The sequence below is a fragment of the Duffyella gerundensis genome, assembly GCF_001517405.1.
In the GTDB taxonomy this organism is placed as follows: Bacteria; Pseudomonadota; Gammaproteobacteria; order Enterobacterales; family Enterobacteriaceae; genus Duffyella; species Duffyella gerundensis.
Genome location: NZ_LN907829.1, coordinates 84,748 through 107,963, shown reverse-complemented (window position 1 = coordinate 107,963; position 23,216 = coordinate 84,748). Strand labels below are relative to the sequence as shown.

The 23,216-nt window shown below is 52.0% G+C and carries 22 protein-coding genes and 3 pseudogenes; 14 read left to right on the top strand and 11 right to left on the bottom strand.

The genetic code is table 11. The features are described from left to right. Positions 1-42: 42 nt before the first annotated feature. Positions 43-611 (top strand): annotated as a pseudogene (locus tag EM595_RS20320) (TetR/AcrR family transcriptional regulator). Between the two features lie 52 nt (positions 612-663). Further along, positions 664-1,140 carry a nuclear transport factor 2 family protein gene (locus EM595_RS20315; RefSeq protein ID WP_067437284.1) on the top strand — a complete coding sequence of 159 codons (477 nt, stop codon included), beginning with the start codon at positions 664-666 and terminating at the stop codon, positions 1,138-1,140. 277 nt (positions 1,141-1,417) lie between these two features. On the opposite strand, the gene EM595_RS20310 is transcribed toward EM595_RS20315, so the two are convergent. From EM595_RS20310 to EM595_RS20295, 4 genes are all read right to left on the bottom strand, one after another. Beyond that, entirely contained in the window at positions 1,418-2,056 is a 639-nt protein-coding gene (locus tag EM595_RS20310; RefSeq protein WP_067437282.1) for an NAD(P)-dependent oxidoreductase, read from the bottom strand. Positions 2,057-2,388: 332 nt separating this feature from the next. Further along, entirely contained in the window at positions 2,389-2,742 is a 354-nt protein-coding gene (locus tag EM595_RS20305) for a winged helix-turn-helix transcriptional regulator (RefSeq protein ID WP_067437279.1), read from the bottom strand. Between the two features lie 128 nt (positions 2,743-2,870). Next, positions 2,871-3,296: an ester cyclase gene (locus tag EM595_RS20300; protein ID WP_067437276.1), complete on the bottom strand. Its 426-nt coding sequence runs from the start codon at positions 3,294-3,296 to the stop codon at positions 2,871-2,873. 391 nt (positions 3,297-3,687) lie between these two features. Next, positions 3,688-3,894: a hypothetical protein gene (locus EM595_RS20295; protein WP_157883960.1), complete on the bottom strand. Its 207-nt coding sequence runs from the start codon at positions 3,892-3,894 to the stop codon at positions 3,688-3,690. 119 nt (positions 3,895-4,013) lie between these two features. On the opposite strand from EM595_RS20295, the gene EM595_RS20290 reads away from it, so the two are divergent. From EM595_RS20290 to EM595_RS20270, 5 genes are read left to right on the top strand one after another with little or no spacing between them, the layout of a single operon-like run. After that, a complete protein-coding gene (locus tag EM595_RS20290) occupies positions 4,014-4,409 on the top strand; it encodes a TIGR03757 family integrating conjugative element protein (RefSeq protein ID WP_067437269.1) in 396 nt (131 codons plus the stop codon). Further along, on the top strand, positions 4,409-5,383 hold the full coding sequence (locus EM595_RS20285; RefSeq protein ID WP_067437266.1) for a TIGR03756 family integrating conjugative element protein: 975 nt from the start codon (positions 4,409-4,411) through the stop codon (positions 5,381-5,383). The genes EM595_RS20290 and EM595_RS20285 overlap by 1 nt, the downstream gene beginning before the upstream one ends. A gap of 9 nt (positions 5,384-5,392) precedes the next feature. Beyond that, a complete protein-coding gene (locus EM595_RS20280; RefSeq protein WP_067437262.1) occupies positions 5,393-6,847 on the top strand; it encodes an integrating conjugative element protein in 1,455 nt (484 codons plus the stop codon). Between the two features lie 14 nt (positions 6,848-6,861). Next, a complete protein-coding gene (locus tag EM595_RS20275; RefSeq protein ID WP_067437259.1) occupies positions 6,862-7,227 on the top strand; it encodes a hypothetical protein in 366 nt (121 codons plus the stop codon). Next, positions 7,227-8,735: a conjugal transfer protein TraG N-terminal domain-containing protein gene (locus tag EM595_RS20270; protein ID WP_067437256.1), complete on the top strand. Its 1,509-nt coding sequence runs from the start codon at positions 7,227-7,229 to the stop codon at positions 8,733-8,735. Before EM595_RS20275 ends, EM595_RS20270 begins: the two co-directional genes overlap by 1 nt. Before the next feature lie 26 nt (positions 8,736-8,761). Here the strand turns inward: EM595_RS20270 and EM595_RS20265 are convergent, their stop codons facing one another. The 4 genes from EM595_RS20265 to relB all read right to left on the bottom strand — a co-directional run bounded on the left by EM595_RS20265 (position 8,762) and on the right by relB (position 10,563). Beyond that, positions 8,762-9,166: a hypothetical protein gene (locus EM595_RS20265; protein WP_067437253.1), complete on the bottom strand. Its 405-nt coding sequence runs from the start codon at positions 9,164-9,166 to the stop codon at positions 8,762-8,764. Next, positions 9,147-9,815, bottom strand: a complete 669-nt coding sequence (locus tag EM595_RS20260) for a recombinase family protein (protein WP_067437248.1) — start codon at positions 9,813-9,815, stop codon at positions 9,147-9,149. Before EM595_RS20260 ends, EM595_RS20265 begins: the two co-directional genes overlap by 20 nt. 273 nt (positions 9,816-10,088) lie before the next feature. Next, positions 10,089-10,355 (bottom strand): type II toxin-antitoxin system RelE family toxin, encoded by a 267-nt coding sequence (locus EM595_RS20255; RefSeq protein ID WP_067437246.1) that lies wholly within the window; start codon positions 10,353-10,355, stop codon positions 10,089-10,091. After that, positions 10,339-10,563, bottom strand: a complete 225-nt coding sequence (gene relB / locus EM595_RS20250; RefSeq protein ID WP_067437243.1) for a type II toxin-antitoxin system RelB family antitoxin — start codon at positions 10,561-10,563, stop codon at positions 10,339-10,341. Before relB ends, EM595_RS20255 begins: the two co-directional genes overlap by 17 nt. 161 nt (positions 10,564-10,724) lie before the next feature. Here relB and EM595_RS21490 point away from each other — a divergent pair, with 161 nt between their 5' ends. The 4 genes and pseudogenes from EM595_RS21490 to EM595_RS20235 all read left to right on the top strand — a co-directional run bounded on the left by EM595_RS21490 (position 10,725) and on the right by EM595_RS20235 (position 14,370). Next, positions 10,725-10,859 (top strand): hypothetical protein, encoded by a 135-nt coding sequence (locus tag EM595_RS21490; protein ID WP_269447003.1) that lies wholly within the window; start codon positions 10,725-10,727, stop codon positions 10,857-10,859. A gap of 574 nt (positions 10,860-11,433) precedes the next feature. Continuing rightward, positions 11,434-12,578 (top strand): annotated as a pseudogene (locus EM595_RS20245) (ABC transporter substrate-binding protein). Further along, positions 12,578-13,615: a FecCD family ABC transporter permease gene (locus EM595_RS20240; RefSeq protein WP_067437241.1), complete on the top strand. Its 1,038-nt coding sequence runs from the start codon at positions 12,578-12,580 to the stop codon at positions 13,613-13,615. Before EM595_RS20245 ends, EM595_RS20240 begins: the two are co-directional and overlap by 1 nt. Further along, the gene (locus EM595_RS20235) at positions 13,612-14,370 is read left to right on the top strand and encodes an ABC transporter ATP-binding protein (protein ID WP_067437238.1); all 759 of its coding nucleotides are present in this window, start codon (positions 13,612-13,614) and stop codon (positions 14,368-14,370) included. Before EM595_RS20240 ends, EM595_RS20235 begins: the two co-directional genes overlap by 4 nt. A gap of 84 nt (positions 14,371-14,454) precedes the next feature. Here EM595_RS20235 and EM595_RS20230 read toward each other — a convergent pair whose 3' ends face one another. Together EM595_RS20230 and EM595_RS20225 are read right to left on the bottom strand one after the other, a co-directional pair. Further along, on the bottom strand, positions 14,455-15,984 hold the full coding sequence (locus EM595_RS20230; protein ID WP_067437236.1) for a recombinase family protein: 1,530 nt from the start codon (positions 15,982-15,984) through the stop codon (positions 14,455-14,457). 260 nt (positions 15,985-16,244) lie between these two features. Continuing rightward, the gene (locus EM595_RS20225) at positions 16,245-17,312 is read right to left on the bottom strand and encodes an aldo/keto reductase (RefSeq protein WP_067437396.1); all 1,068 of its coding nucleotides are present in this window, start codon (positions 17,310-17,312) and stop codon (positions 16,245-16,247) included. Positions 17,313-17,410: 98 nt separating this feature from the next. Between EM595_RS20225 and EM595_RS20220 the strand changes: the two genes are divergently transcribed. Beyond that, a complete protein-coding gene (locus tag EM595_RS20220) occupies positions 17,411-18,328 on the top strand; it encodes an AraC family transcriptional regulator (protein WP_067437234.1) in 918 nt (305 codons plus the stop codon). A gap of 565 nt (positions 18,329-18,893) precedes the next feature. Further along, on the top strand, positions 18,894-20,831 hold the full coding sequence (locus EM595_RS20215; protein WP_067437231.1) for a methyl-accepting chemotaxis protein: 1,938 nt from the start codon (positions 18,894-18,896) through the stop codon (positions 20,829-20,831). A gap of 544 nt (positions 20,832-21,375) precedes the next feature. Here the strand turns inward: EM595_RS20215 and EM595_RS20210 are convergent. Continuing rightward, a pseudogene (locus EM595_RS20210) lies at positions 21,376-21,954 on the bottom strand (recombinase family protein); the annotation flags it as partial. Between the two features lie 61 nt (positions 21,955-22,015). Between EM595_RS20210 and EM595_RS20200 the strand changes: the two are divergent. Further along, positions 22,016-23,166, top strand: a protein-coding gene (locus tag EM595_RS20200; RefSeq protein WP_157883959.1) for an IS3 family transposase whose coding sequence is annotated in 2 segments (ribosomal slippage) — positions 22,016-22,250 and positions 22,250-23,166 — 1,152 coding nt in all. Because the reading frame shifts where the segments join, the coding sequence is not laid out codon by codon here. Positions 23,167-23,216: the final 50 nt, after the last annotated feature.

Below are 23,216 nucleotides of genomic sequence, written 5' to 3'. Positions count from 1 at the left end.
AACTTATTGACAGGGGTAGAACAATCATTCTACCTTCTCGTCATGAACATGACGTCAGGCAATACCCGTGAAAAGATCCTTAAAACTGCTGAAGAGCTTATCTATAAGAACGGTATTCATGCCACTGGCATGGACCTTATTGTTAAGACCTCAGGAGTGGCAAGGAAAAGTATTTATCGACAATTTTCAGGTAAGGAGGACATTGCAACTGCCGCACTGAGTGTGCGCGACGAGCGATGGATGTATTGGTTCAGAACAGAGACAGATAAAGGCAATACGCCACAGGATCGCATCCTGAATATATTTACGGTGCTCAACAGCTGGTTTAAATCTGAGGGTTTCCGTGGTTGTGCGTTTATCAATACAGCCGGAGAAACGGGTGATCCCGAGGACCCCGTTGCCAGTTAGCAAAGATGCATAAACAAAAGTTGCTGGATTATGTCGGCGAACTTTCAAAACAGCTGAATATTCAACATCCGGAAGATTTGTCCAGAAAGTTGCTGATTCTCATTGAGGGAGCAATTACGACATCTTATGTCATGGGGGATCCTGATGCTGCAGATAACGCGAGAGAAATTGCGCAGATGCTGCTTAAGCAGGTCTCTCCGTAAGTCCGGTATAAAACCACTCTGAATTTTAAACAATGATTACAGGAGTCTTTAAATGACGGGATCACAGGCACGTCCACCATTACCGCCGTTTACTCTGGCAACAGCGACAGAGAAGGTACGCCTCGCCGAAGATGGCTGGAACACACGGGATGCTGCAAGAGTGGCACTGGCCTACACTCTGGATACTAAATGGCGTAACCGGGCTGAATTTGCAAAAAACCGTGACGAAGCCCAGGGCTTTCTTGAGCGCAAATGGAAAAAAGAGCATGAGTACCGCCTAATCAAAGAACTCTGGGCATTTGGCGGCAATCGCATAGCAGTTCGTTATGCCTACGAATGGCACGACGATTCGGGTAACTGGTTCCGCTCTTACGGCAATGAAAACTGGGAGTTTGAAGCTGACGGACTTATGAAAAGACGCTTCGCATCAATCAATGACATGCCAATTAAAGAAAGTGAGCGCAAATTTTTCTGGCCACTGGGACGCCGTCCGGACGATCATCCGGGCCTTTCAGACCTTGATCTGTAAAACAGTAAGCCTCTGACAGACTGTATCTTCGCCAATAACTGATTCTTTACGAACAGATGACCTTCGTAAAAAAGTTATTCACGCCGAAGGGCGAGCACATAATAATAGTTTGCTGAATGATCGCGTATTGTCAGACCAGGCTGGTGGGATGGACAAATATCACCGAATGTTTAATCAGAAATTGCCGGTGGGGAAGTGTAACTGTGATTATTGATGAATACAGGCGTAATGTGTGAGGGAGCCGGGAGGACGTAAATCCCCGGCTCCCTTAATTATGTCAGCGATGCGCGACAGTCATGATACTTCTGATGTGGTTTCTTTGTGAAATTTCATTCACGAACGCTTCAGCATAGTCTGCATATGAGATCCGACTTAGACCATCAGCGCCTTTCAATAGGCTACCACCACCAGTCTGGTAGTCGCCTGTTTTCTCCGATGGACTAATCTCCGCGGCAGGGGAGAAAAACGTCCATTCTAAGTCATCTGCGGTCTGATAAATTTTATAAGCCTCATCATGAGCCAGGCCATAAGGATAGTAATCTGATGGAAAGTAAGGGGCATTGAGCAGCTTTTCACCCGGTGCGACTTCAAGACTTGCAGCGCCACCCACAACGATGACACGCTTGATATCTGCAGCACGGGCTGCACTGATTATGGATTGGGCGGCCCCCACCAGTTCACCAATGTGCTCGCCATGGACGCCAAAAGCACTGGCCAGAACATCAGCCCCGTGAATGACTTTTCCAAACGAAGCCGTATCATAAATATCAGCGACTTCAAATTTGACATCTTGCAGCTCTTCGGGAACAGGGCGACCTGTTCTGACAATACCTGTAACAGTATGTCCCTGACGCAGTGCTTCCCTGGCAATCTCAAATCCGATTTTTCCTGTTGGTGCTATTAGCGCAATTTTCATTTCTGATCTCTCTTTCATAAAGTGAGTTGTGGCGTGACTTATCGGACACATTTAAAAAAGTGCACGTGGGAATGACGTCACATCAAAACGATTGCTTATAATCAGGACGTATTTAAATAAATAATTCTTGCGATTAAAACATCACGTAATTTTTTCACTTTTCAGGCGCCTGTACCTCCATAAATTTATTTCTGATTCACCATTAATCTCAGACATTGCCTCATAAATTCTATCCCGCAAAAGCAGGCCGTTACTGATTTTTATTCAGCAGCCAGTTGCAGGTGTCTGTGATTAACCTGGTTATTTCGGTATGTCATTTTTAAAGTCCTGGCTCACATCTCGTTATCATTAACTATTGCGGACCTGAGTACGTCGTCTGGAATGTTCTGTCCCCAGTTATTCATGGTCAGCAGAATCGGTTCCAGTGATTTACCCAATTCCGTCAGTTCATAAATCACCTTGGGTGGTGTTTCAGCATAAGCGGTACGCATGACCAATCCGCTCTTTTCAAAGCGTCGCAAACGGTGGGTGAGTGTATGCGCGCTGATACCAGTTAGTGATGTACGTAATTCGCTAAAACGCTGAGGACCACGCAGCAATTCTCTGACAATTAACGTTGCCCAGGGACCATCAAGTAAAATGAGAAATCTCGCCACACCGCATGATGGCAGGTTACATTTCAACATATGTATCTGACCTAAAGTTTTTGGCGCCAGCACCTGAATCATAAATTATCACACAGCGATGCGTTTTGGGTGACATGACTCTTCACTCATGTCTGAGATTACCCCTGAATGTCTGCAGTCTCAGCTAATCAACTTACCAGTTTAGGGATGATGTCGAGCGCCTGGAGCATTGAAAGCTGATCAAACTGCTCCCAGTGACCAGTGATTTTTCCATTCTCAAGAGAATAGGCAGTAATGCCGTTAAGAGAAAAATGACGGCCTGTCGCCGGCAAATGAAGAAACTGTCCCGTATGCTCTACCTCTGCATGCCAGATTGCGACAACGGTATCACCCTGTTCAATCATCCGGTCAACATGATAAACCTGCCGGAAAGCTTTATTAATAAAGCGCACGCTGTTCTCAAACCCTGTTTTATCAGGTTTTGCGCCAAATACAGGCGAATGATCCTGAAATGAATCAGACAGACGCTCGTTAACTAATTGAGAAGCAATGTCTGCATCGTTTGAGTTATAAAACGCTGTAAAAAGATCGGCACCGTAGGGATTAATACTCATCTTAAACCTCGTTAGTTGAAGTGAAAAAACCTGGTATTGCAGAGATTTTTACCGGTAAAGGGGAACCCCGATAAAACGAAGTTCGCCCGACAAAAAAATCCCTGTCTTTTATTCTGTGCATTACTCTCCCGGATGGTGCATTCATACGTTCCTTCAGGGCTTAATGCTTATCAGCATGAGAAAAATCGAGGATTCTCATGCTGTGCTTCACCGGGCAGGCTCAATAGTTCATTACGTGCATCAGTTACGTCAAATGCACTAATGCAGTTTTTATTCCTTTTCCTGAAATTTTTTATGGATGCGTATGATGAGCTTGTTCACACCTCCATAACTGCGTTGACATGCATTTTTTTACATACCTTGCTGCTCTGGCTCTGAGTGGCATCAGTTTTTACTCTTTTGCTGGCGCGATCATTTTTTTGGGCTCGAATGTAATTCTCCACGAGATGCTGTGGCTGACATTGGCTGCATCGCCCGCCCCTAAAGGCAGATTTAACTCTTTACGGGCCAGAAGACTGACGCTATGCCCAATAAAAAATGGTAAGCCAGCTTTTTTGAACGTCCGCTTCTGGCACATAGCGGACATTCGCTGTTCCATTTTTCATAATGATTCCGCCAATGCCGACAAATTTTCAAAATCCGAAATAGAGTTTACTGCTGAATCCCTGAGCACGCGCTGTCACGCTGGCACCCTGATACCCGTGACGGAGATTTGCAATGCGCATCAGGCCACTCCTGTTTTTTTCCCTGCTGATACCCATCCAGGTAATGGCAGGCACCGTCGTTTTTACCGACGCTCAGCACCCTCCCCTGAACCTTACCGCCGATTCTGAAGTTGTCTGGCTGGACGGGCCCGATCGTCTGCAGCAGGCCATATTCGGCGATTTGTCGTCAGATCCTCAGCAGGCCGCCCTGCAGGCTCAGCAGGTCATTCAGTCGCCCTACTGGCCCCGGAAGCAGGCGCAGATTGCCGGCGCCTATCGTCAGGTGGTCCATGCCTGGGAAATCGGCCTGCACAAGTACCCCGCCGTCGTATTTGATGATCGGGATGTGGTATACGGCACCGCTGACGTGGCACAGGCAAACCTGCACCGCACGCAGGGGGCAGACTGATGCCCGGATCATTTAGAAAACACCTCTGCGCCGCCGGCACGGCCTCGGTTCTGGCCGTGGCCGCAGCGCCCGCCACGCTCGCCGCCATCAATACCGCCGGGATTATCGCCAGCGCGGTGACGCAGGACTGCATCAGCTGGCGCGTGAGCGGCGTCTGCTACTGGCTGATGTGTACGCCCTTTGGTTGCTCGGTCAAAACTTCGGTTAAGGTGACGCACTACATCCCTGAAGTGGTGGTATCGACCTACACCGGCCCGGGCGGCAATCCCTGGCATGAAATGGCTTTTATGAGCGGAGCTGCCGGAGTCGTTGACGGCGGGCTGACCAGCGGCGCCGCCGCCGGAGGAGGGAATGCCGCCGACATCAAGGACGCGGGACGTCGTCAGTCAAACATTAAGTTCAAATACGCGGACGCCATCGGGCATCCGGCAACCTCCCTGATTGGCGGCAGCATTGCCGGCTACTCCTGCGACACCGCGGCCCGGGCATTTAATCCTTACTTCCTCAGTACGCTGGACTCCCTTATGTGGCGTTCGGGCCTCCCAGAGTCGCTTTATCCGGAGGCGCTTATTCCCGGACAGCGCGAGCTGGGCAGCCAGGCCAGCGCCAACATGTGGGGCAACCTCTATCCGCGATCGGGCTTCGTCAGCCAGACGGACGATGACAAGGCTTCCGCCGTCGTCGCCCAGCGCGTGGCCGACATCATTACCCGATCCGGGCAGATCCACGTTTATCAGCAGCTGAAGGGCACCCGCAAGCCGGGCTACTGGCCGCCGGGCGAGGTGAAGGAAAACACCGGCACGGCTAACCATAAATGGCAGCGGCTTTCCCCCACGCTCTCGGCCACCTGCGCCGTATTTCCCGACGGCGCCTGGCCCACGGCGCAGGACGGCAACGAGGCGTACGCCCTGTGGCAGCCCTACAGCTGCTGCAAGCGTCGCGGCCAGACCTTTCTGTATTCAACCAATTTTTAAGAGGCAAGTATGTCATCACGCAAAATTAAAACAGCCGTGCTGGCCGTCGCGATCGCCGGAACACTCGGCTCAGCTCAGGCTGACGATGATAACCGTTCGTCGGCGTTTGGCATTTCGCTCCCCTCGGTCAACAACAGCGCGATCGGCTATGGCAAAGACGTCAGCGGCGCGGTATCCGACAAGCTGTATTACACCCTCGGCGGTGGCTCCGTTATTTCTCAGCCGGCCACGCGCAACAGCATGCGCAAGCTGGGGATGAATATCGGCTGGAGCAGCGATCTGATGTGCGGCAACTTCGATCTGAAAACCACCGTGGGTAATCAGCTGAACGGTGTAACCAGCGGCTACAAAAATCTCATGGGCGAAGTAATCCAGGGTGCCACCGGCGCGGTGGCGAGCCTGCCGGCCATGGTCATACAGCGCGCCAATCCGGGCCTGTACGACATGCTGACCAACGGCGTGCTGCAGGCAAATGTGGCGTTTGATAAGGCGCAGCTTAACTGCCGCAATATGTCGAAGCGGATGATGAACTTTTCCGACGGCAATAAGTGGACTCAGGGCGCCATGATGGAGGAATACAAATCGCTGGTTAACAGTGGAGATGCTGATGCGGTGCGCGTGGATAACGAATCGGAACAGCTGGGCGGCAAAGCGGGCAGAAGCTGGATAGGCGGAGAGATGAGTGGAGGCCAGGGCCAGAAGGCGATTCGCCCTACTCATGATCTTGCCGCCGCCGGTTATAACATGATGAACAGCCTGCCCGTTCTCAGCACGGACTCAGTACACAGCGACAGCTGTGAAGGCGGAGCCTGCAAAAAGTTTGAAAGTGCGGAAAAAGCCGCCGACGCAATCGTCCAGGTTCTTGGCGATCGCTCACTTCGTACCTGCTCCAATGCGTCTGAATGTACCAGCGGAGGTGAAGAGCAACAGCCCAACACCACCATTGCCGGCACGGGATTTGCGCCCATTCTTGAAGAGACCACAAAGACCAATACTGAGCAGCTTGTGAAGCTCGTCAACGGCAGCGAGCCGCCAAACGCCGCCAACCTGGCGAAGCTGAAAACCGGCAGCCTGCCGATTACCGCCGGCGTCATCAGGGCGCTGCAGCGTGATCCGGACAATGCCGCCCTTACCGCGAGGCTAGCCGGCGAACTGGCGATGGCTGATACGGTTGAAACCGCCCTGCTCATGCGCCGCATGCTCGTCACCGGTATGTCAGAGCCGAACGCGGCATCTCAGCCACTGGCGATATCGGAAGGCGATCGCCGCGTCGAAGCGATCGATCGTGAAATCACCGCGCTGCGTAACGAAATGGAGCTCAAACGCGAGCTGTCCCGCAACTCCGTGCTGACCATCATCGATCGCGAAAATGGCCGCGTAAACAGCAACCCGCAGACCCAGAGCGATGACAACACGGACAGCCGCATGAACCGCCTGGCGGTGCCCGAGACTGAAAGCAAATGAGAGAGGCCCGCACCATGAAACCTGTAAAGGAGGCGCGCCGCGCCTCATTTTTCCGTCGTCATCCCGTTCTGCAGCGCACGCTGATCATTACCGGCACGCTGCTGGCTCTGCTGCTGGCCGCGCTGGTTATTGCGGACAACGCGATCAAAAACTCTGACCAGGCGGCCGCCTTCAGCAAGTGGATGGAGCAGGCAAAATACGGCTGGCTGATGTGGCGGCTGGCGATATACGGCGGCCTGACGTGGGGATTTGTGAAAATCCTGCGCGCGCCGGGGTTCAGGTCGCAGTACCGGCAGCCGCTTATGCGGATCGCCGCGGTCAGCGTGATTTTCGCCGTGGTGTGTGAACTGGTGCTGCTCAGCGGCACGGGAGCGTCATAATGCTGACCAACAGTTACCTGGAGTATTTCCTGACCCTGCTCGGCTGGGTCGTCAATAACGGCCTGTGGAATATCCTGCTCAGTACCGGCCTTTTTGCCGCTCCGGTGGCCTTTCGCCTTATCGGCATCTGGCTGAAGGTCCGGGAGGAAGGTGAGGATGAGGGAAACAAGGGTGCGCTGTCCATTCCCCGGATGGAGCACGCCATTTACACCTCCTTTCTGGTCATGATTGCCTGCTGCATGCCGCTGATGAACGTGGACATGAGCACCATCAAATATGATGCCTCCCGCGCGCAGACGTGCGGCACCTGGACGCCAAAGGCGCCGGATGACACCGGCTATTCGCCCGTGATTTCCAGCCTTAACGACCAGACGGCCGCCGCACCGATTTGGTGGTATCTGATGCACAAGCTGGCAAAAGGCATCACCCAGGCGTCCGTCGCCACCATCCCCTGTCGTCCTGACATGCGCCAGATCCGCTTTGAGGTGCAGCACACGCGCATCAATAACAAGGGGCTCGCCGAGGAGCTGCAGGACTTCACCAACGACTGCTATTCGCTGGCGCTGTACATGTGGAAGCGCGAGGATCAGGGCCAGACGAAGGATAAAGCTACCCTGCGCGACATTGAATGGATTGGCAGCAAGACGTTTCTGGGCAGCTATTACGGCAGCCTGCAGTCAAAAACGCCCCGCGCCGCGTTTCCGTGGAGCGAAAGCCGGGACAGCGGGCGCCCGGACACTGGCCGGGGCGGCTATCCGACCTGCAGCGAATGGTGGAGCAAGGCCGAAACCGGCCTGCAGGCCCGCGTCGTTGACCAGGCTGATCCGGGATTATGGACCCGTCTTTCCGCAGCCATGTCCATGATCGGCGGCAATGCGACCGACTACCGGGAGGCCGTAATACGTCGCCTGGTAAGCCCTGAAAGCCTGACGGTTTCACAGGGCGGCCACGTTTATGCCGGCTACGGCGGCAATGCGGATTTCACCCTGGATAACTCGGTGTCGCGCGTTGCGGCAATCGGCGGAACCGCACTGGGAAGCGTCGCGGCGTTTCCGGCATTCGACGCCATGCGCCAGGCGCTGCCCATGGTGCAGGCCGTACTGCTGATGGCCGTGGTAGTAGTCCTGCCGCTTATTCTGGCTTTTTCAGCGTATGAGATTAAAACGGTTATCACGCTGACGTTTGTGGTATTCGCCCTTAACTTCCTGACGTTCTGGTGGGAACTGGCGCGCTGGCTGGACAGCTGGCTGCTGACGGCGCTCTACAGCTCGGACACGCACAGCAGTTTCAACATGGCCGGCTTTCAGAACAGCTCGGATGATCTGATCATGAACTTCGTTATGGCATCGATGTTTCTGGTACTGCCGGCGTTCTGGATGGGGGCTTTGTCTTGGGCAGGTGTCAGGGTGGGTGGTGTGCTCGATGGCGCATTGAAAAGCGGTACAAATCAAGTTCAAAAGGCTGGCGGCAGCGCCGTAGAAGCAGCTAAGGGAGCGGTTAAATTATAAGAGAATTGATGATGAAGATTAGTTACTTAATCTTCATCATCATCCCAATCAACGCGTCCAGAGGTCACATTTATGTCGTCCGGGCCTGAGTAAAGCCCAAAACCTTCAGGCCCGTCTCGATATTCATGCCCCCCATAACTACTGTCCCGCGATCCATAATCCTCGTCGGAAGGATTAATGGTAATGTTAGTCAGCATGTAAACAAAGGCAGCGATCAAAAGTATGACCCCGCCTATTAATAAGCCACTAAAAAGCAGAATAGTTATTAATAATGCTATCAATATCGGAACTGGCAATCGTCCCACGAACGATGGTAAACCATGACGACTGGCCCAGCGCTCAGATGTATCCTGCAGAATTCGGGCTGTCTTGGTTAATTTTTTATAACCACTTGCGGCCTGAACTCCCCTCCTAAATGATTTGTTGTTCATCACCTACCCCCTTCCCTTCAGGATCGCAATTACTGAGATGGCGCTGCGTTATCCGAATCACCTGACGCTCTGAAATGCCGCATATTGAAGCTGTCTCACGGATACTCATCCCGTTTTGCAAACGAAGCTTAATGACATTCTGATGCATCTGCAGATTCGGCTGACGGCCTTTGAATTTACCACCTTCTACTGCCTTTACTATGCCTTCGCTCTGCCGGCGACGTCTGTCCTGATAGTCCTTGCGCGCGATAGCTGCAAGCATATCCAGCATCATTGCGTTTATAGCGCGCAGCATGGCGGCTGTGAATTCGTCTCCGCGATGGTTCTCGAGCGCGACATAACTTGTGGGCAGATCCAGGCTGATAATCGACAGGCTTTTGCTGCTTATAAGCTCTTTAAGTGTTTTCCAGCCATCATCATCAAGACGGGATAAGCGATCAACCTGTTCTATCAGTATCGCATCACCCGGCGCCGCGTTCTCAAGCAGTCGCATCAGCTCAGGTCGCCTCAGTGACGCGCCAGATACATTCTCGACGTACCAGCTGGCAATCCGGTGTCCTCGTTCGGCAACAAACTGCTGAAGACGATTTCGGGCACGTTCCGCGTCCTGCTCTCGCGTGGAAGCACGTAGATAAGCAAAGATGTACATTTTTTACCCGCAAATGACTTTTAGGTTATGACTAAGGATAGTATGACTTTTATATCATGACTTAAAGGTAAAAACGCATGATTTCATGGGGTGACATTTGGGTATACCTAGCCAATTTTTCATGCTTTGTACAAGCATGTCGGATTTTCAGCAGAATTCGCGTAGCGCGATCAATTGGAGAGAATGCTACATGTTATTTATGAGCGAGAAGCGGACGCTTCACTCATAATGACTGATTGCGCGCCGCGCATAAAAAAGCCCGCATAGCGGGCTTCAGTCGTAGACTTCACGTCGATGGCCAATGGTGGCCGCTAGAATAACCAGCTCGTCGTCCCTGATTTCACACAGGATACGATAATCACCGACCCGATAACGCCAGAACTCGCCCAGCTCACCTTTGAGCGGCTTCCCTGACTGGCGCGGATCGGCGGCAGCAGCAATGCGTAAATCCATAAAATCCACAATCCGTCGCGCGTTTTGCTTGTCCATCTTACGTAACGATTTGAGCGCCCGGTCGGAATAGTTAATCGTCCAGACCAAGTGACTTCCTCACGTCTTCAGACGAATGCACATTTTCATCGCCACGGCGAACGCGTGCCACAGTTTCTGCTGAAAGGTAATAATCTTCCAAGTCTTCCAGATGCGCCAGTATCGCTTCCCGCGCATAGAACGTCTTTGTTCTGCCGGTTTGTTTTGCCAGCGAGTCCAGACGTGCCTCAATCTCATCAGATAATCGGATAGCCAGCATGAAGACCTCCTGAATTACAATCGCTATACATGTATATCACACTATACAGCAGCTTTAATTAAAGGACAAAAAATAATCTATCCATACCTCTTGATAACCTGCTTACTGTCGAGATATACAGTTAGAGGGCTTTCCTCCTAAACGCTAAAAGGATATCTCTCATGGCTCTTAAACCTGGTCCTAAAAGGATTGCTGATTCAACAGGGGAACCTGATAAACGTCAGCGCGACAATAAAGATACCCCTGGAAACAATGACAAATTGAAACCCAGCAAATCCAAAAAAATAAGTCATTAACTCCAAAGCCCTTCGGGGCTTTTTTCCCTATCATTCGCGTTTATTCACCATAACATTAGTTCGCCGCACCGCCGCCGGCGCCCTCAGCGCGTTTCACGCCAGAACCCGGTCCTTTCCCTGCCCGAAACAGTGAAATTCATCCTGATAAGTTTTAAGCATTTGCATAGACATGCACGGAAGTGAATGGCGAGTTGTTAGAGTGCATATCAGAGCCAGCCTGCTGTTTTAAGCATAGATTCACCAAAAATTGATTAACGGGACAATGGCCTCTCAGATTTTTTCATGTGCTTAAGACAGGCGCGTTCACGTTGAAAGACGGACAAGCATCGCCCTGCGGGCGATATGCCTGGTTTTCCGTACGCAACGTCTTATTGAGCAAAAAAACCGAAGTCAGGGCTGAAAAAAACGCTCAGGAGTGCAGGCAAAGTCATCCTGTCATTTGACAGAAATACTGCAATTACCTCAGCTCATATCCCCCTTCACTTATACACCACCTGCCTGGCCATGACCGTCAGTGAACTATCACCCTGATTGACAAGCCTCCAGGGGGTACGTATAAAACTGACCGATAATAATGATTTTCATTTACACCGGGGTTCTTTTCCCGCCCTGCTGCTGTTATCCGGAGCGTTCCGGACAGGATCACACAGGCCGCCATCTGAAAATCTTCCACCGCCAGCCGGCTCATCCGGAGCTGAAAACAGGTCGTATTATGAAAATGCTGAAAACCGCTGTAACCCTCTGTGCGCTTGCCCTGGGATGTGCCGCTTCCTCTTTTGCCACCACGTATCCACTGACGATAGAAAACTGCGGTCAGAAAATGACCTTCACGCATGCGCCAGAGCGGGCGGTCGCGCTGGGACAGAACACCGCGGAAATCATGCTGCTTCTGGGGCTGAAAGATAAGCTCGCCGCTACCGCCTTCTGGCCCACAAAAGTGATGCCGGAACTCGAAAAACAGAATGCGCAGGTAAAATTACTGACCGTTGAAATCCCCACGCTGGAATCCATCCTGGCGGTCAACCCGGATTTTGTGGCGGCCCAGCTTCCCCTGTTGCTCGGCCCGGACAGCAAGGTGGCAAAACGTGAGGACTTTTCCTCGCTCGGAATAAACAGCTACCTGTCTCCGGGAATGTGCGCCACCAGGAAGAACACCGGTGACATCTACGGCAGCCGCGACGCGCTCTGGAACATGGACCTGCTGTATAAGGAAATCGCCGATATGGCGGCCATCTTCAACGTTCAGGACCGCGGAGAAAAACTTATCGCCGACTATAAAACCGGGAGGCGGCCCTGCGCAAAAAGTTTGCAGGACGTGCCGGCAATCCCTCCTTCGTATTCTGGTTCTCCAGCGCGTCGCCGTCTTCTGACGCCTACGTGGGGGGTAAAAACAGCGCCTCCGGCTTTATCGCCAGCGTACTCGGCGGCCATAACGCCATTACCTCCGCCACAGAATGGCCGACGGTAAGCTGGGAAAGCATCATTGCGGCCAATCCAGATGTCATCGTGGTGTCCAGCCTGGACCGCAACCGGTGGGCGCTGGATAAGGCCGAAGAGAAAATCAAATTTCTCAAAAGCGACCCCGCGGTCAGCCAGCTTGAGGCCGTCAGAAAAGGACGCGTCTTTGTTATGGATGGTCAGGCGATGAATCCAACCGTCCGGACCCTTCCCGGCGCGGAGCAGGTGGCAGAACAGATGGAAAAATCAGGAATTAAGTGATGTCGGCAGGAAGATTAACGTCAAAACTCATCAGGCGTACCGTGCTGACGCTGGTTTCTCTGTTGCTGCTGTTACTGATGGCCGGCTTTGCGGTGGGCGTGGGCGAGCTTTCCATTCCGCTGCAGACCACGTTTTACGCCTTCGGTAACAAGCTGGGCCTGACGGCGGTTCCGCTGAACCGCATTCATGAAACGGTTATCTGGGATTTCCGGCTGAGCCGCGCGCTGGTCGCCGCCTGCAGTGGGGCGGGACTGGCCGTCTGCGGCGTGGTGCTGCAGTGCCTGCTGAAGAATGCACTTGCTGAACCGTACGTGCTTGGCGTCTCCGCAGGCGCCTCGACCGGTGCGGTATCCGTGGTTGTGCTGGGGCTGGGAACCGGCGCAGTTTCGCTGTCGGCCGGCGCTTTTACGGGCGCCTTTGCTGCGTTTGCCTTTGTCGCCATCCTCACCAACGGCGCCAGGGGCGGCAGCGAGCGCACCATCCTGGCCGGCGTGGCCGCCTCGCAGCTGTTTAACGCCATTACCGCCTACATCATCAGCACCTCTGCCAATGCCCAGCAGGCCCGTGACGTCATGTTCTGGCTTCTGGGCAGTTTCAGCGGCGTGCGCTGGCCTGAGTTTACCCTGGTAATGACCGTGGTGATGCTGGGTCTTGCCGTCTGTCTCTGGTATGCCAAGGCGCTGGACGCCTTCACCTTTGGCGAGGATGCGGCGGCCTCGCTGGGCATCCCTGTGGGCTTTATCCGGCTTGTCCTGTTCTCCGCGACCGCCCTCATGGCGGCGACCATCGTCAGCATGGCCGGTTCAATCGGCTTTGTGGGTCTCGTGGTGCCGCACGTGGTGCGCTACTTTTCAGGGCCGTTGCACCGTCCGCTGCTGCTTGCCAGCGCCGTGGTTGGGGCGCTATTTATGATGCTGGCCGACATTGTGTCACGGACGGCGATAGCGCCTCAGACGCTGCCGGTTGGCGTGGTGACGTCGCTGGTCGGGGTGCCGTTCTTCGCCGCCATTCTTTACCGCGCCCGGAGGAAGCTGTGAGCATCAGCGCCAGAAATATTTCCTGGCGAATCGGCAAAAAGCTCATTGTCGATGACGTCTCCCTGAGCGTATCGCAGGGCCAGACGCTTGGCCTGCTGGGTCCGAACGGCTCGGGTAAATCATCGCTTCTGCGCATTCTTGCCGGTCTGCGCCGGCCCGACAGCGGCAGCGTGCTGCTCGACGACGCGGACATTGCCCGCATGGGCAAAAAGCAGGTAGCCAGGCGCGTGGCCTTTGTGGAGCAGCACGGCGCCACCGATGCCAATATCCGGGTGGAGGACGTGGTAAAGCTTGGCCGCACGCCGCACCATTCTCCGTTTTCATCCTGGACCGTCGCAGACGACCGCATCGTTACCGAAGCCCTGGATCGCGTGGAGATGGCTGACCGGCGTTCGCAGGGCTGGCAGAGCCTTTCCGGCGGTGAACGTCAGAGGGTACACATTGCCCGGGCGCTGGCCCAGTCGCCCGTGGAGATACTGCTCGACGAACCGACCAACCATCTGGACATTCATCATCAGATACAGCTGATGCGCCTTATCAGCACGCTGCCGGTGACCAGCATCGTGGCGCTGCACGACCTGAACCATGCGGCCATGTTCTGTGATTCACTGATTATCATGCAGCACGGGCGCATCGTGGCCAGCGGCACGCCGGACGAGGTGCTGACCGAATCGCTGCTGATGGACGTCTTTCAGGTGGAGGCGCGCGTGGGCGTTTCGCCCTTCCACGGTAAAAAGCATATTCACTTCCTCTGAAAAAGCGGGCGCATGTATAAGGTGCGCCCGCTCTTCAGAGCCGGCTTTTACGCTCTCTGATATGGGATGTCTTCGCCACCCGGCTTAAAGCACAAGCGTTTCATCGTCCGTATAGGCCAGCGCGCTGACCAGCTGACCCGGGTCGGTACTTTTCAGCAGGGGGAAGTTCAGCAGCCGGAAGCCGTTGCTGAACAGGATGTCGCAGGTCTTGCTGGCCGTATCCAGCCTGATGTCCCGGAAGTTACGCATGACAAAGCGACGGCATTTTTCGCGATCGGTTTTAAGAGCCAGGTTCAGCAGCGAAATATCGTTAACGGTAGCCAGCCGCTCCCGGCTCTTCAGGGCGTGCATCGTTACCTCGTTACTTTTGAACTCCCTGTGCAGCGCCTTTATCCTTTCGGCCAGCGCGGTCACCTCCGGCGCCACCTGCAGGGCCTCCACGAGCTGGTCAATGCTCTTCAGAATCAGAATATTTCGATCCTGCAGTATCCTGACGGGCACTTTAACGGTCCGCCCGGGCTGAAATTTATCCACAACGGCCAGCACCGTTCGTATCAGGTTGGCATCGGCAATGTCTCGCCTCAGCGCGGGCGCGTCGCAGCGATGAAGGCGCCGCATGGGACAGACGTAATATCCCATTCCCCGCGCGTCGATGCCGTTCAGCATAATGCTGTGGCCGCACGCCTTACAGGTCATTACCGAGCGAAAAAGATTAATCAGCCAGGGGTTATTTGTCTCTTTATCCTTTCCGTAAGGTCGGCTCCGAAACCCGCGCACGGCACTGAACGTTTTATCGGCAATAACGCGGGGGAAATAGCCCGGGATTTCCTGAATGCCGTTTGCGATTGTCCGGTATGACGGGACGTACACGCCGGTAAGCGCCTTATTAGAGAGCAGTTTCTCTACGGTGGAAGGATTCCATCGCCCTGCCTCGCCGGTCAGCGTAACCACGTTTCTGTCGTTGAGCATTTTGGTAATGCCGTTGATGGAGTTGCCCTCCAGACGCAGGCGAAATATCTCCTGAAGGGTGGCGGCATGTTCGGCTATAAGCTCAAAGCTTTTTCCGTCATGGCTCACTCTCAGCCACCGCGGGCAGCTGCGGGTAATGATACGGCCCGATGCCTCCGCGTCCTCTCTTTTTTTCTGCCAGGCAGACTTCATACGGCGCGACTTGATTTCGCTTTCCTCATTGGCTCGCTGGGCGATGAGAATGGCTTTTATCAGCGAGTAAGGGTCATCAAGAGAGTCTTTTGTGTAATGCGTGTGATCGGTCAGGGTAACCACATCTATGCCGGCGCTGAGAATACTGCGAAGCCGCTCCGTGGCCTCGCCAATCTTTTCGCGTGAAAGGCGGTCGAGGCTTTCCACAAGCAGTACCGTTCCATGCGGAATGTAACCGCCCTGTACGGCCTCCATAAACTCAGAAAAAGCACCGTGAACGGCATGGGAGCCGTCAAAGGCGCTGAGGCCGAGATCTTTGTAAGTAAGATCGTCCAGCAGATAATTCGGATGCGAATCCAGCCACTCTGCCACGAGTTTATTCTGGCGGCGAAGTGAGTCTCCGTACTGCTGCGAGGAAGTGGAAAAGCGAAGGTATGCGATGGCTTTTTTCATTGCTGATGCTCCGAAAGAACATGAGCGATAATGCTGGCATAAAACCAGCAGTTATTAAGAGAAATCACGCCAACTTTACTGCGAGCCTTCAGGCGTCAAAAGATGCATATGCCATGATTGCAAAGCGGGCTGACAACACACCCATGTTCGGAGCGAGCAGAGGATCTTTGACACTGAGATATTCAGCTTCTACTGGCATTTATTTTGTACCAGCCCTTTTCAGCCTGAACAGGAACCGGACATCCTGTATATGTTTGATTTCAGACGGGTGACTCGCCCAGCACCCAGCTGGGTCCGGTATCGGTAAAGCCCGCAGGGTAACGACTCGCGGCATTATATGACTGTATCCAGCCCGGATAACGAATCCCCGGATGACTGACCTCATCCAGCATCCCTTTTTCTTCTTCACTGAGCTCAACAGACAGTGCGCAGAGGTTGCCCCTGAGTTGCTCCACATTACGCACGCCCGCTATAACGCTGGTCACCTGCGGTGACGAAAGAAGCCAGGCGAGCGCAATGCTGGCTGGCGTGGTGTAGTGTTTTTCAGAAACGGCTCTGAGCACATCCACGATATCCCATGCCTGGTTCTTGTCGACGGGTGGAAATTCGATCTTCGCGCGCCTGCCCGAAGCGTCATGATTGCCGCTGCGATCAAATTTCCCTGAAAGCAGCCCGCCTGCCAGTGGACTCCAGCACAGAAGTCCGCTGTTGCTGTCCTTGATTGCCGGCAGGAGTTCATGCTCAATGTCGCGGCAGGCCAGCGAATAAAAAGACTGTACGCTGACAAATTTCTCAAGCTTATGTTCAGCCGAGACACCCAGGGCTTTGGCAAGCTGCCAGCCCGCATAATTCGAACAGCCGATATACCTGACCTTACCCTGACGCACCATATCATCCAGCGTACGCAAAACCTCTTCAGCCGGCGTTGCAGCATCAAAGTTGTGAACCTGATATAAGTCAATGTGATCGGTTTTAAGCCGCCGCAGGCTGGCTTCAAGCGCCTGCATCAGGTGATAGCGCGACTGGCCTGCATCGTTTGGGCCCGCATTCATTCTGCTGTGCGCTTTTGTTGCAAGGAAAACGTGACCGCGGCGCTGCGCCAGTACTTCACCCAGCACGCTTTCAGAACCCCCCGAACCGTAGACATCGGCGGTATCAATAAAATTGATGCCGGCGTCCAGCGCCTCACCAACGATAATGTCCGCCTCTTTGCCCGTCAGACGGCCGATGGCATTACCGGCGGCATTATCCGCCCCGCCAAATGTCATCGTCCCGAGACAAATGCGTGAAACATAAATCCCTGTTTTACCCAGTTCTGCGTATTTCATTTTGTTTTCTCCGTTAAGCGTCAAAGGATAATGACGCAGACAGATGCTTTCTTTTATTATAAAAATCCCTTTTTTATTATTCATTCGTCCAGGAAGTTATGGATCCGCTGTCTGATGTTCTTTCATTCCTGAAGGTAGAGGCCATTCTCACGGCCCGTATGGAAGCACGTGGCCCCTGGGCAATGCGGTTTCCCTCTTATAAACACATTAAGTTCGGGACTGTGCTTGAGGGGAACTTCTGGCTCTGGATGGACGGAATGCGGCCTCTGCTGCTTGAAAAAGGGGACTTCTATCTTCTGACTTCGGGTGACGCTTACTGCTGTGGCTCAAATCCGGCATTGATGGTGAGTGACGGACGGCAGATATTCTCTGCTCACCGTGAAGCGGATGGCGTGGTTCGCTACGGCCAGGGAGAACTTATCAGTGAGGGGATTGGGGGGAGATTCGTATTTGAGGAGGCTTCCAGCCCGCTGCTTTTAAAACACCTGCCTCCGGTGCTGGTTTCACGACAAGAGGAAAGTTCTTCTCCTGCACTCACCGCCCTTATCACTTTGCTTTCGCATGAAACATCAGCGCTGCGTCCCGGACACGACATTGTAGCCAGTAGCACGGCAATACTTGTTCTGGTGCAGATGCTGAGGGAATACCTGGAGAGTAATCAGAAAGGAACATCCTGGCTGAATGCGCTCGGCGACAGGAAAATAGGAGCCGCACTGTCACTGATACATTCTTCTCCATCTGCAGACTGGACGCTGGCAAGTCTGTCTGCAAAATCGGCTATGTCCCGCAGCGCGTTCGCCAGTCGGTTTCACCAGCTTACCGGTTCAACGCCGGGGAATTATCTGACGTCATGGCGAATGGAGCTGGCATGCGCTGAACTCAGGAAACATCACTTAAGTATTACTGAGATAGCCAGATTAATCGGATATAAATCTGTTCCCTCTTTTTCTCTGGCATTCAAACGTCATACCGGAAGAACGCCAGGAGGCTACCGTAATCTGCATAAGAACAGTTAACAGGCCACTCTGATAATTGTCTATTTAATGTGTTTGCAAAATTATCAAAAAGTTAACGCAGTGTTCAAAGATACAAGGTCCGCATCTGGCACAAAATGGACTGACATCAAGCCAATGTCCGCTATGAGCGAGAAGCGGACATTGCTAACAGCGTTATGAGTGAATCAACGGGGAGCAGGTCACTCGCAGCGATCAAAGCGCCTGCCAGGTCAGATAGTTTTGCTTCACCTTACCTCCCCGAGACAACGTCCTTCGGCGACATGTTCATAATACATGTGCGCGATCCGCATTTAGTTCAGCCGACTCATTCAAATCTCAGTAAAAATTCTCAGATTAAAATCCAGCAATGACTAATGCCGCTGCGAACATAACTTCATCCCGAGAAATAATGATTATTTAGCTTAAGTGCTTTGTTTAGCGTTACTAAAAGTTTATTCCGTAAAGCAGTAAATCAACAATGCGGTATAAAGTTAATGAAGGAATAACCGATAAAAAGGTTAAGGTGCTTTGCAAATGTATCTTTTGTAATTGTCACAATAACGAATTAATTCACCAGGAATTATAAATGAATAAGATTCTTAACAATATAAGTCTTACCGCCAAATTTGCCATTCTGGGCCTGTTTTCCCTGGTCCTGTTCTCAGTTCCTACCATGCTTTTCGTTTCCGAAGGTAATAAATACATTCAGGACAAGCAAAGGGAGGTAACAGGTGTACCTGTAGAAAATAAGATTTTAGCCCTACTCAATTTGATACAGCGCCATCGTGCAGAAACCGCCGTTGCCATTGCAACTAAAAATCCAGCAACACCGTCCCGCGCTCAGGTCAGAGATGAAATTGAAAACATTACTGACGTTATTACTAAAGATATGGCCAAGACAGAAGGCAGCGCTGCCATAATCAGCAAAATTAATGATGTGCGCACACAGTGGAGCCAGCTACAGCAGAGAATCGATTCTTCACAACTGACTCTAACAGCCAGTCTTGATGCACATGCCCTCCTCATTCGCAACCTTTTGAACGCGAACCGTGATGTGCTGGATTTTTACGGCCTTTCTCTCGATTCAGATATCAACACGTACCGTTTAATTACGAGTAATTTTTCATCATTGCCTGAATTGACCGAAAGCCTTGGGAAAATACGTGCATTCGGCACTTCCCTTCTTGCCCGAAATGAAAGCATAAGTGAAGCAGACTCTGTCCGTATGGAGTCTTTAATCAGTAATGGTTCGTATAACCTGAATTTATTTGTTCAGGATTCTGAAAAACTATTTTTATCTGATAACACACTTAAGCAAAAGTTCAGTGCAGATGCAGATGCAGCCGTTCAGGAGGCAAACAGTGCTCTCAAAACCGCTGAGGCGATTTTTCTTAACCGGAGCATGACGAATCAAAACCCGAAAAACTATGCAGCGCTCTTTACGCACGCTATTAACAAATTCAGCGACTACGCCATTGGTGGAGGTAATGAGCTGAATGAAATGCTGAATGCGCAGATTAAGGAACACCGGTATGCACAATATGCACTACTGACAGTTCTTGTTTTTATCGTCCTGTTGGCAGTAATTTTCGCTCTGGTTATCATTCGCTCCGTTACCAGACCTGTCAGTGCAGCATCAAAGCTGGCGCTTGAAGTCGCAGGTGGTGACCTTACGTCAACATTTACGGTGACAGGACGTAATGAAACTGCCGGACTGCTCAAGGCATTACTGCAAATGAGTCAGCGACTTACACTTACGGTTGAAAACATCAAAAGCAACGCTGTCACTATCGCTACCTCATCTGAAGAAATTGCTCGCGGAAATGGTGATCTTTCTGCGCGAACTGAACAACAGGCAGCCTCTCTGGCTGAGACTGCGGCCAGTATGGAGCAGTTATCGTCAATTATCGGCAATAATGCAGATAACACGCGCCATGCTGCTGAAATGGCCAACTCCGCTACCAGTGCGGCCTTAAGAGGCGGTGAGGCGATGGAGTCAGTGCTGGCTTCAATGGAAAAAATAAGCAACAGTGCGGGGCAGATTAAAGAAATCATCTCCGTTATTGACGGGATAGCGTTTCAGACTAATATTCTTGCTTTAAACGCAGCCGTTGAAGCTGCCCGGGCAGGTGAGCACGGCAAGGGCTTTGCTGTTGTTGCATCTGAAGTCAGGGCACTCGCACAGCGATCGGCTGGAGCGGCGAAGGAGATCAAAGGACTGATTGAGCAGTCAGTTGAGCATGCCGAACAGGGAATTTCGATGGCCCTGGATGCCGGTGAAAAAGTTAAGCAAAGCGTGGAAGCTATTGAGCAGACATCTCAATTAGTCAGAGAGATTTCATCTTCTTCTGAAGAACAGAGTGCGGGCATATCTCAGATAAATATTGCGGTGACACAGATGGATCAGGTTACGCAGCAGAATGCCGTACTGGTTGAAGAGTCTGCATCATCTGCTGATGAACTTGCAAGCCGGGCCGCAAGCCTGAGGGATGCTATCAGCGTGTTCCGCACAAACGCTGTATAAGTGGTTCAAATACTTTAGTTGTGTGCCATTTAATGCGGCAACATTTTTACAAAACTTCTTCTGTATTTGCATTTGATAAGCCATCTTGAGGGATGGCTTATCTCATTTAAAACCATGATAAAGTTATACTGTTGCAATTAAAGGCTCGGTGGACTAATTGAACGCCTGTTGAAATATTTGGCATTACCCCCCAATTGCCCATATGAGCTACGCTCATAACATCCGTAATGCAACCTGCAACGCGTTCCTCTTTATAGTTGTTTCTATTGCGGATGGCCTTCATAATTCCTCTCGTGCCGGACGGCGCGTTACACCTTCCCCCTGGGGCGCTGTTCTGCACTCGCGCCATCCGGCCATTCAGTCAAATCTCTTACTACGCAGTTTCATCAATCAGACTTCAAATTTAAAAATGGCGATATGCAGCAAATCATTAGAGGCGGGGTTAGCTGCATAGAGGCGCTGGCCTGCTCTCGGTAAACTAACATTCCATGATGCAAGCAACGTCCGCTTTTGGCACAAAGCGGACATCCAGTGAAGCAGTAGCTCACAAGCGAATATCAGCGTCTTCCATTGCCGTTTTTACTCTGAGAATGGTCTGACGTGTAGTATTAAATTCGCGGGCGATCGAACTGATGCTTTTCCCTTCACTAAGACGCAGCAATACTTCTTTCTTTTGTTCGTCATCCAGCGCAGGCGGACGACCAAAGCGCTTCCCAGATGCCTTTGCACGCGCGATACCTGCATGTGTGCGCTCAAGTAGCAAATCCCGCTCAAATTCCGCGACTGCAGAGATTACCTGCATTGTCATCTTACCGGCAGGACTAGTGAGGTCTACCCCACCCAGTGCCAAGCAATGAACTCTTATCTCTGACGCAGAAAGCATCTCAACGGTTTTCCTGATATCCATAGCGTTGCGTCCGAGGCGATCCAGTTTCGTTACGATTAAAACGTCACCGTTTTCCATTCGATCAAGCAAACGCATAAATCCAGGGCGCTCGGCAGCCGACACTGAACCACTGATATATTCTTCAATCAGTCGCTGGGGTCTGATGGCAAACCCGGCAGCTTCGATCTCCCGCCGCTGATTCTCGGTATTCTGTTCAAGGGTAGATACCCTACTGAATAGACCCGGGTTTCGTAGACACTTTTTTGCCTCATAATGGAGGCCTAATGAAGGAGTGTTTATGTCAGTTAAAACGTTCACTGAAGAATTCAAAATTGAAGCCGTAAAACAGATCACTGAGCAGGGGTACCCTGTATCTGAGGTCTCCTCTCGACTTGGTGTATCCACTAATAGTCTTTACGCCTGGGTTAAGCGCTACCAGAAGCCCGAGCCGCAGCGTAAGCAGGACGATGCACTTCAGCACGAAGTAAAGCGCCTCAGGCAAGAACTTAAGCGAGTAACTGAAGAGCGGGATATCTTAAAAAAGGCCGCCGCGTACTTTGCAAGAACGTCAGGCTGAAGTACGCCTTCATTAAAAAAATGTCGTCCTTTTATGCTGTACGCCGGTTATGCCTGGTTCCTGGCCTCCATCACAGCGGTTATTACCAGTGGCTAAAGCGGACTAAATCTTTGCGTACCCGGCAAGATGAACGGCAAACAGGCTTGATTAAACAACTGTGGCTTGAAAGCGGTACGGTTTACGGCTATCGAAAAATCTGGCTCGATATGAAAGATCTGGGTGAATGCGTCGGACGTAACAGGATCGCGCGCCTGATGAGGCTCGCTGAACTAGCATCTCAGACTGGATACCGAAAACGACGCTATTACGGTGGCGGAAAGCCTTCTTTTGCCAGTCCAAATTACCTTGAACGCCAGTTCGTTGTCCCAACCCCAAATACGCATTGGGTGAGTGACATGACTTATATAAGGACGCATGAGGGTTGGCTGTATCTGGCTGTTGTTCTTGATCTCTTCTCACGCAGGGTTATCGGCTGGAGCATGGGCGGACGAATGACCGCTGAGTTAGTAATGGATGCATTATTGATGGCGGTATGGCGACGTAAACCAACGGCAGAAGTATTAATCCATTCAGATCAGGGCTCTCAATATACGAGCGAAAGATGTCAGCATTTTATGACAGCTCACAATTTAAAAAGCAGCATGAGTCGTCGGGGTAATTGCCATGACAACGCAGTGGCAGAAAGCTTTTTCCAGTTGCTAAAACGGGAACGCATAAAGAAACGGATCTATAAAAATAGGGAAGAAGCGAAGGCGGATATCTTCGATTATGTCGAGATGTTTTATAATGCTAAACGCCGCCACAGTGCCTGTGAGGATCAACCCCCTGCAGTTTATGAAAGTGCCTGGTTCATGAGGCACGGAACAGTCTAGGAAACTAGGGTCTATTCACTTCGCTTGATAGGAGGACTCGTCCCGCGCTA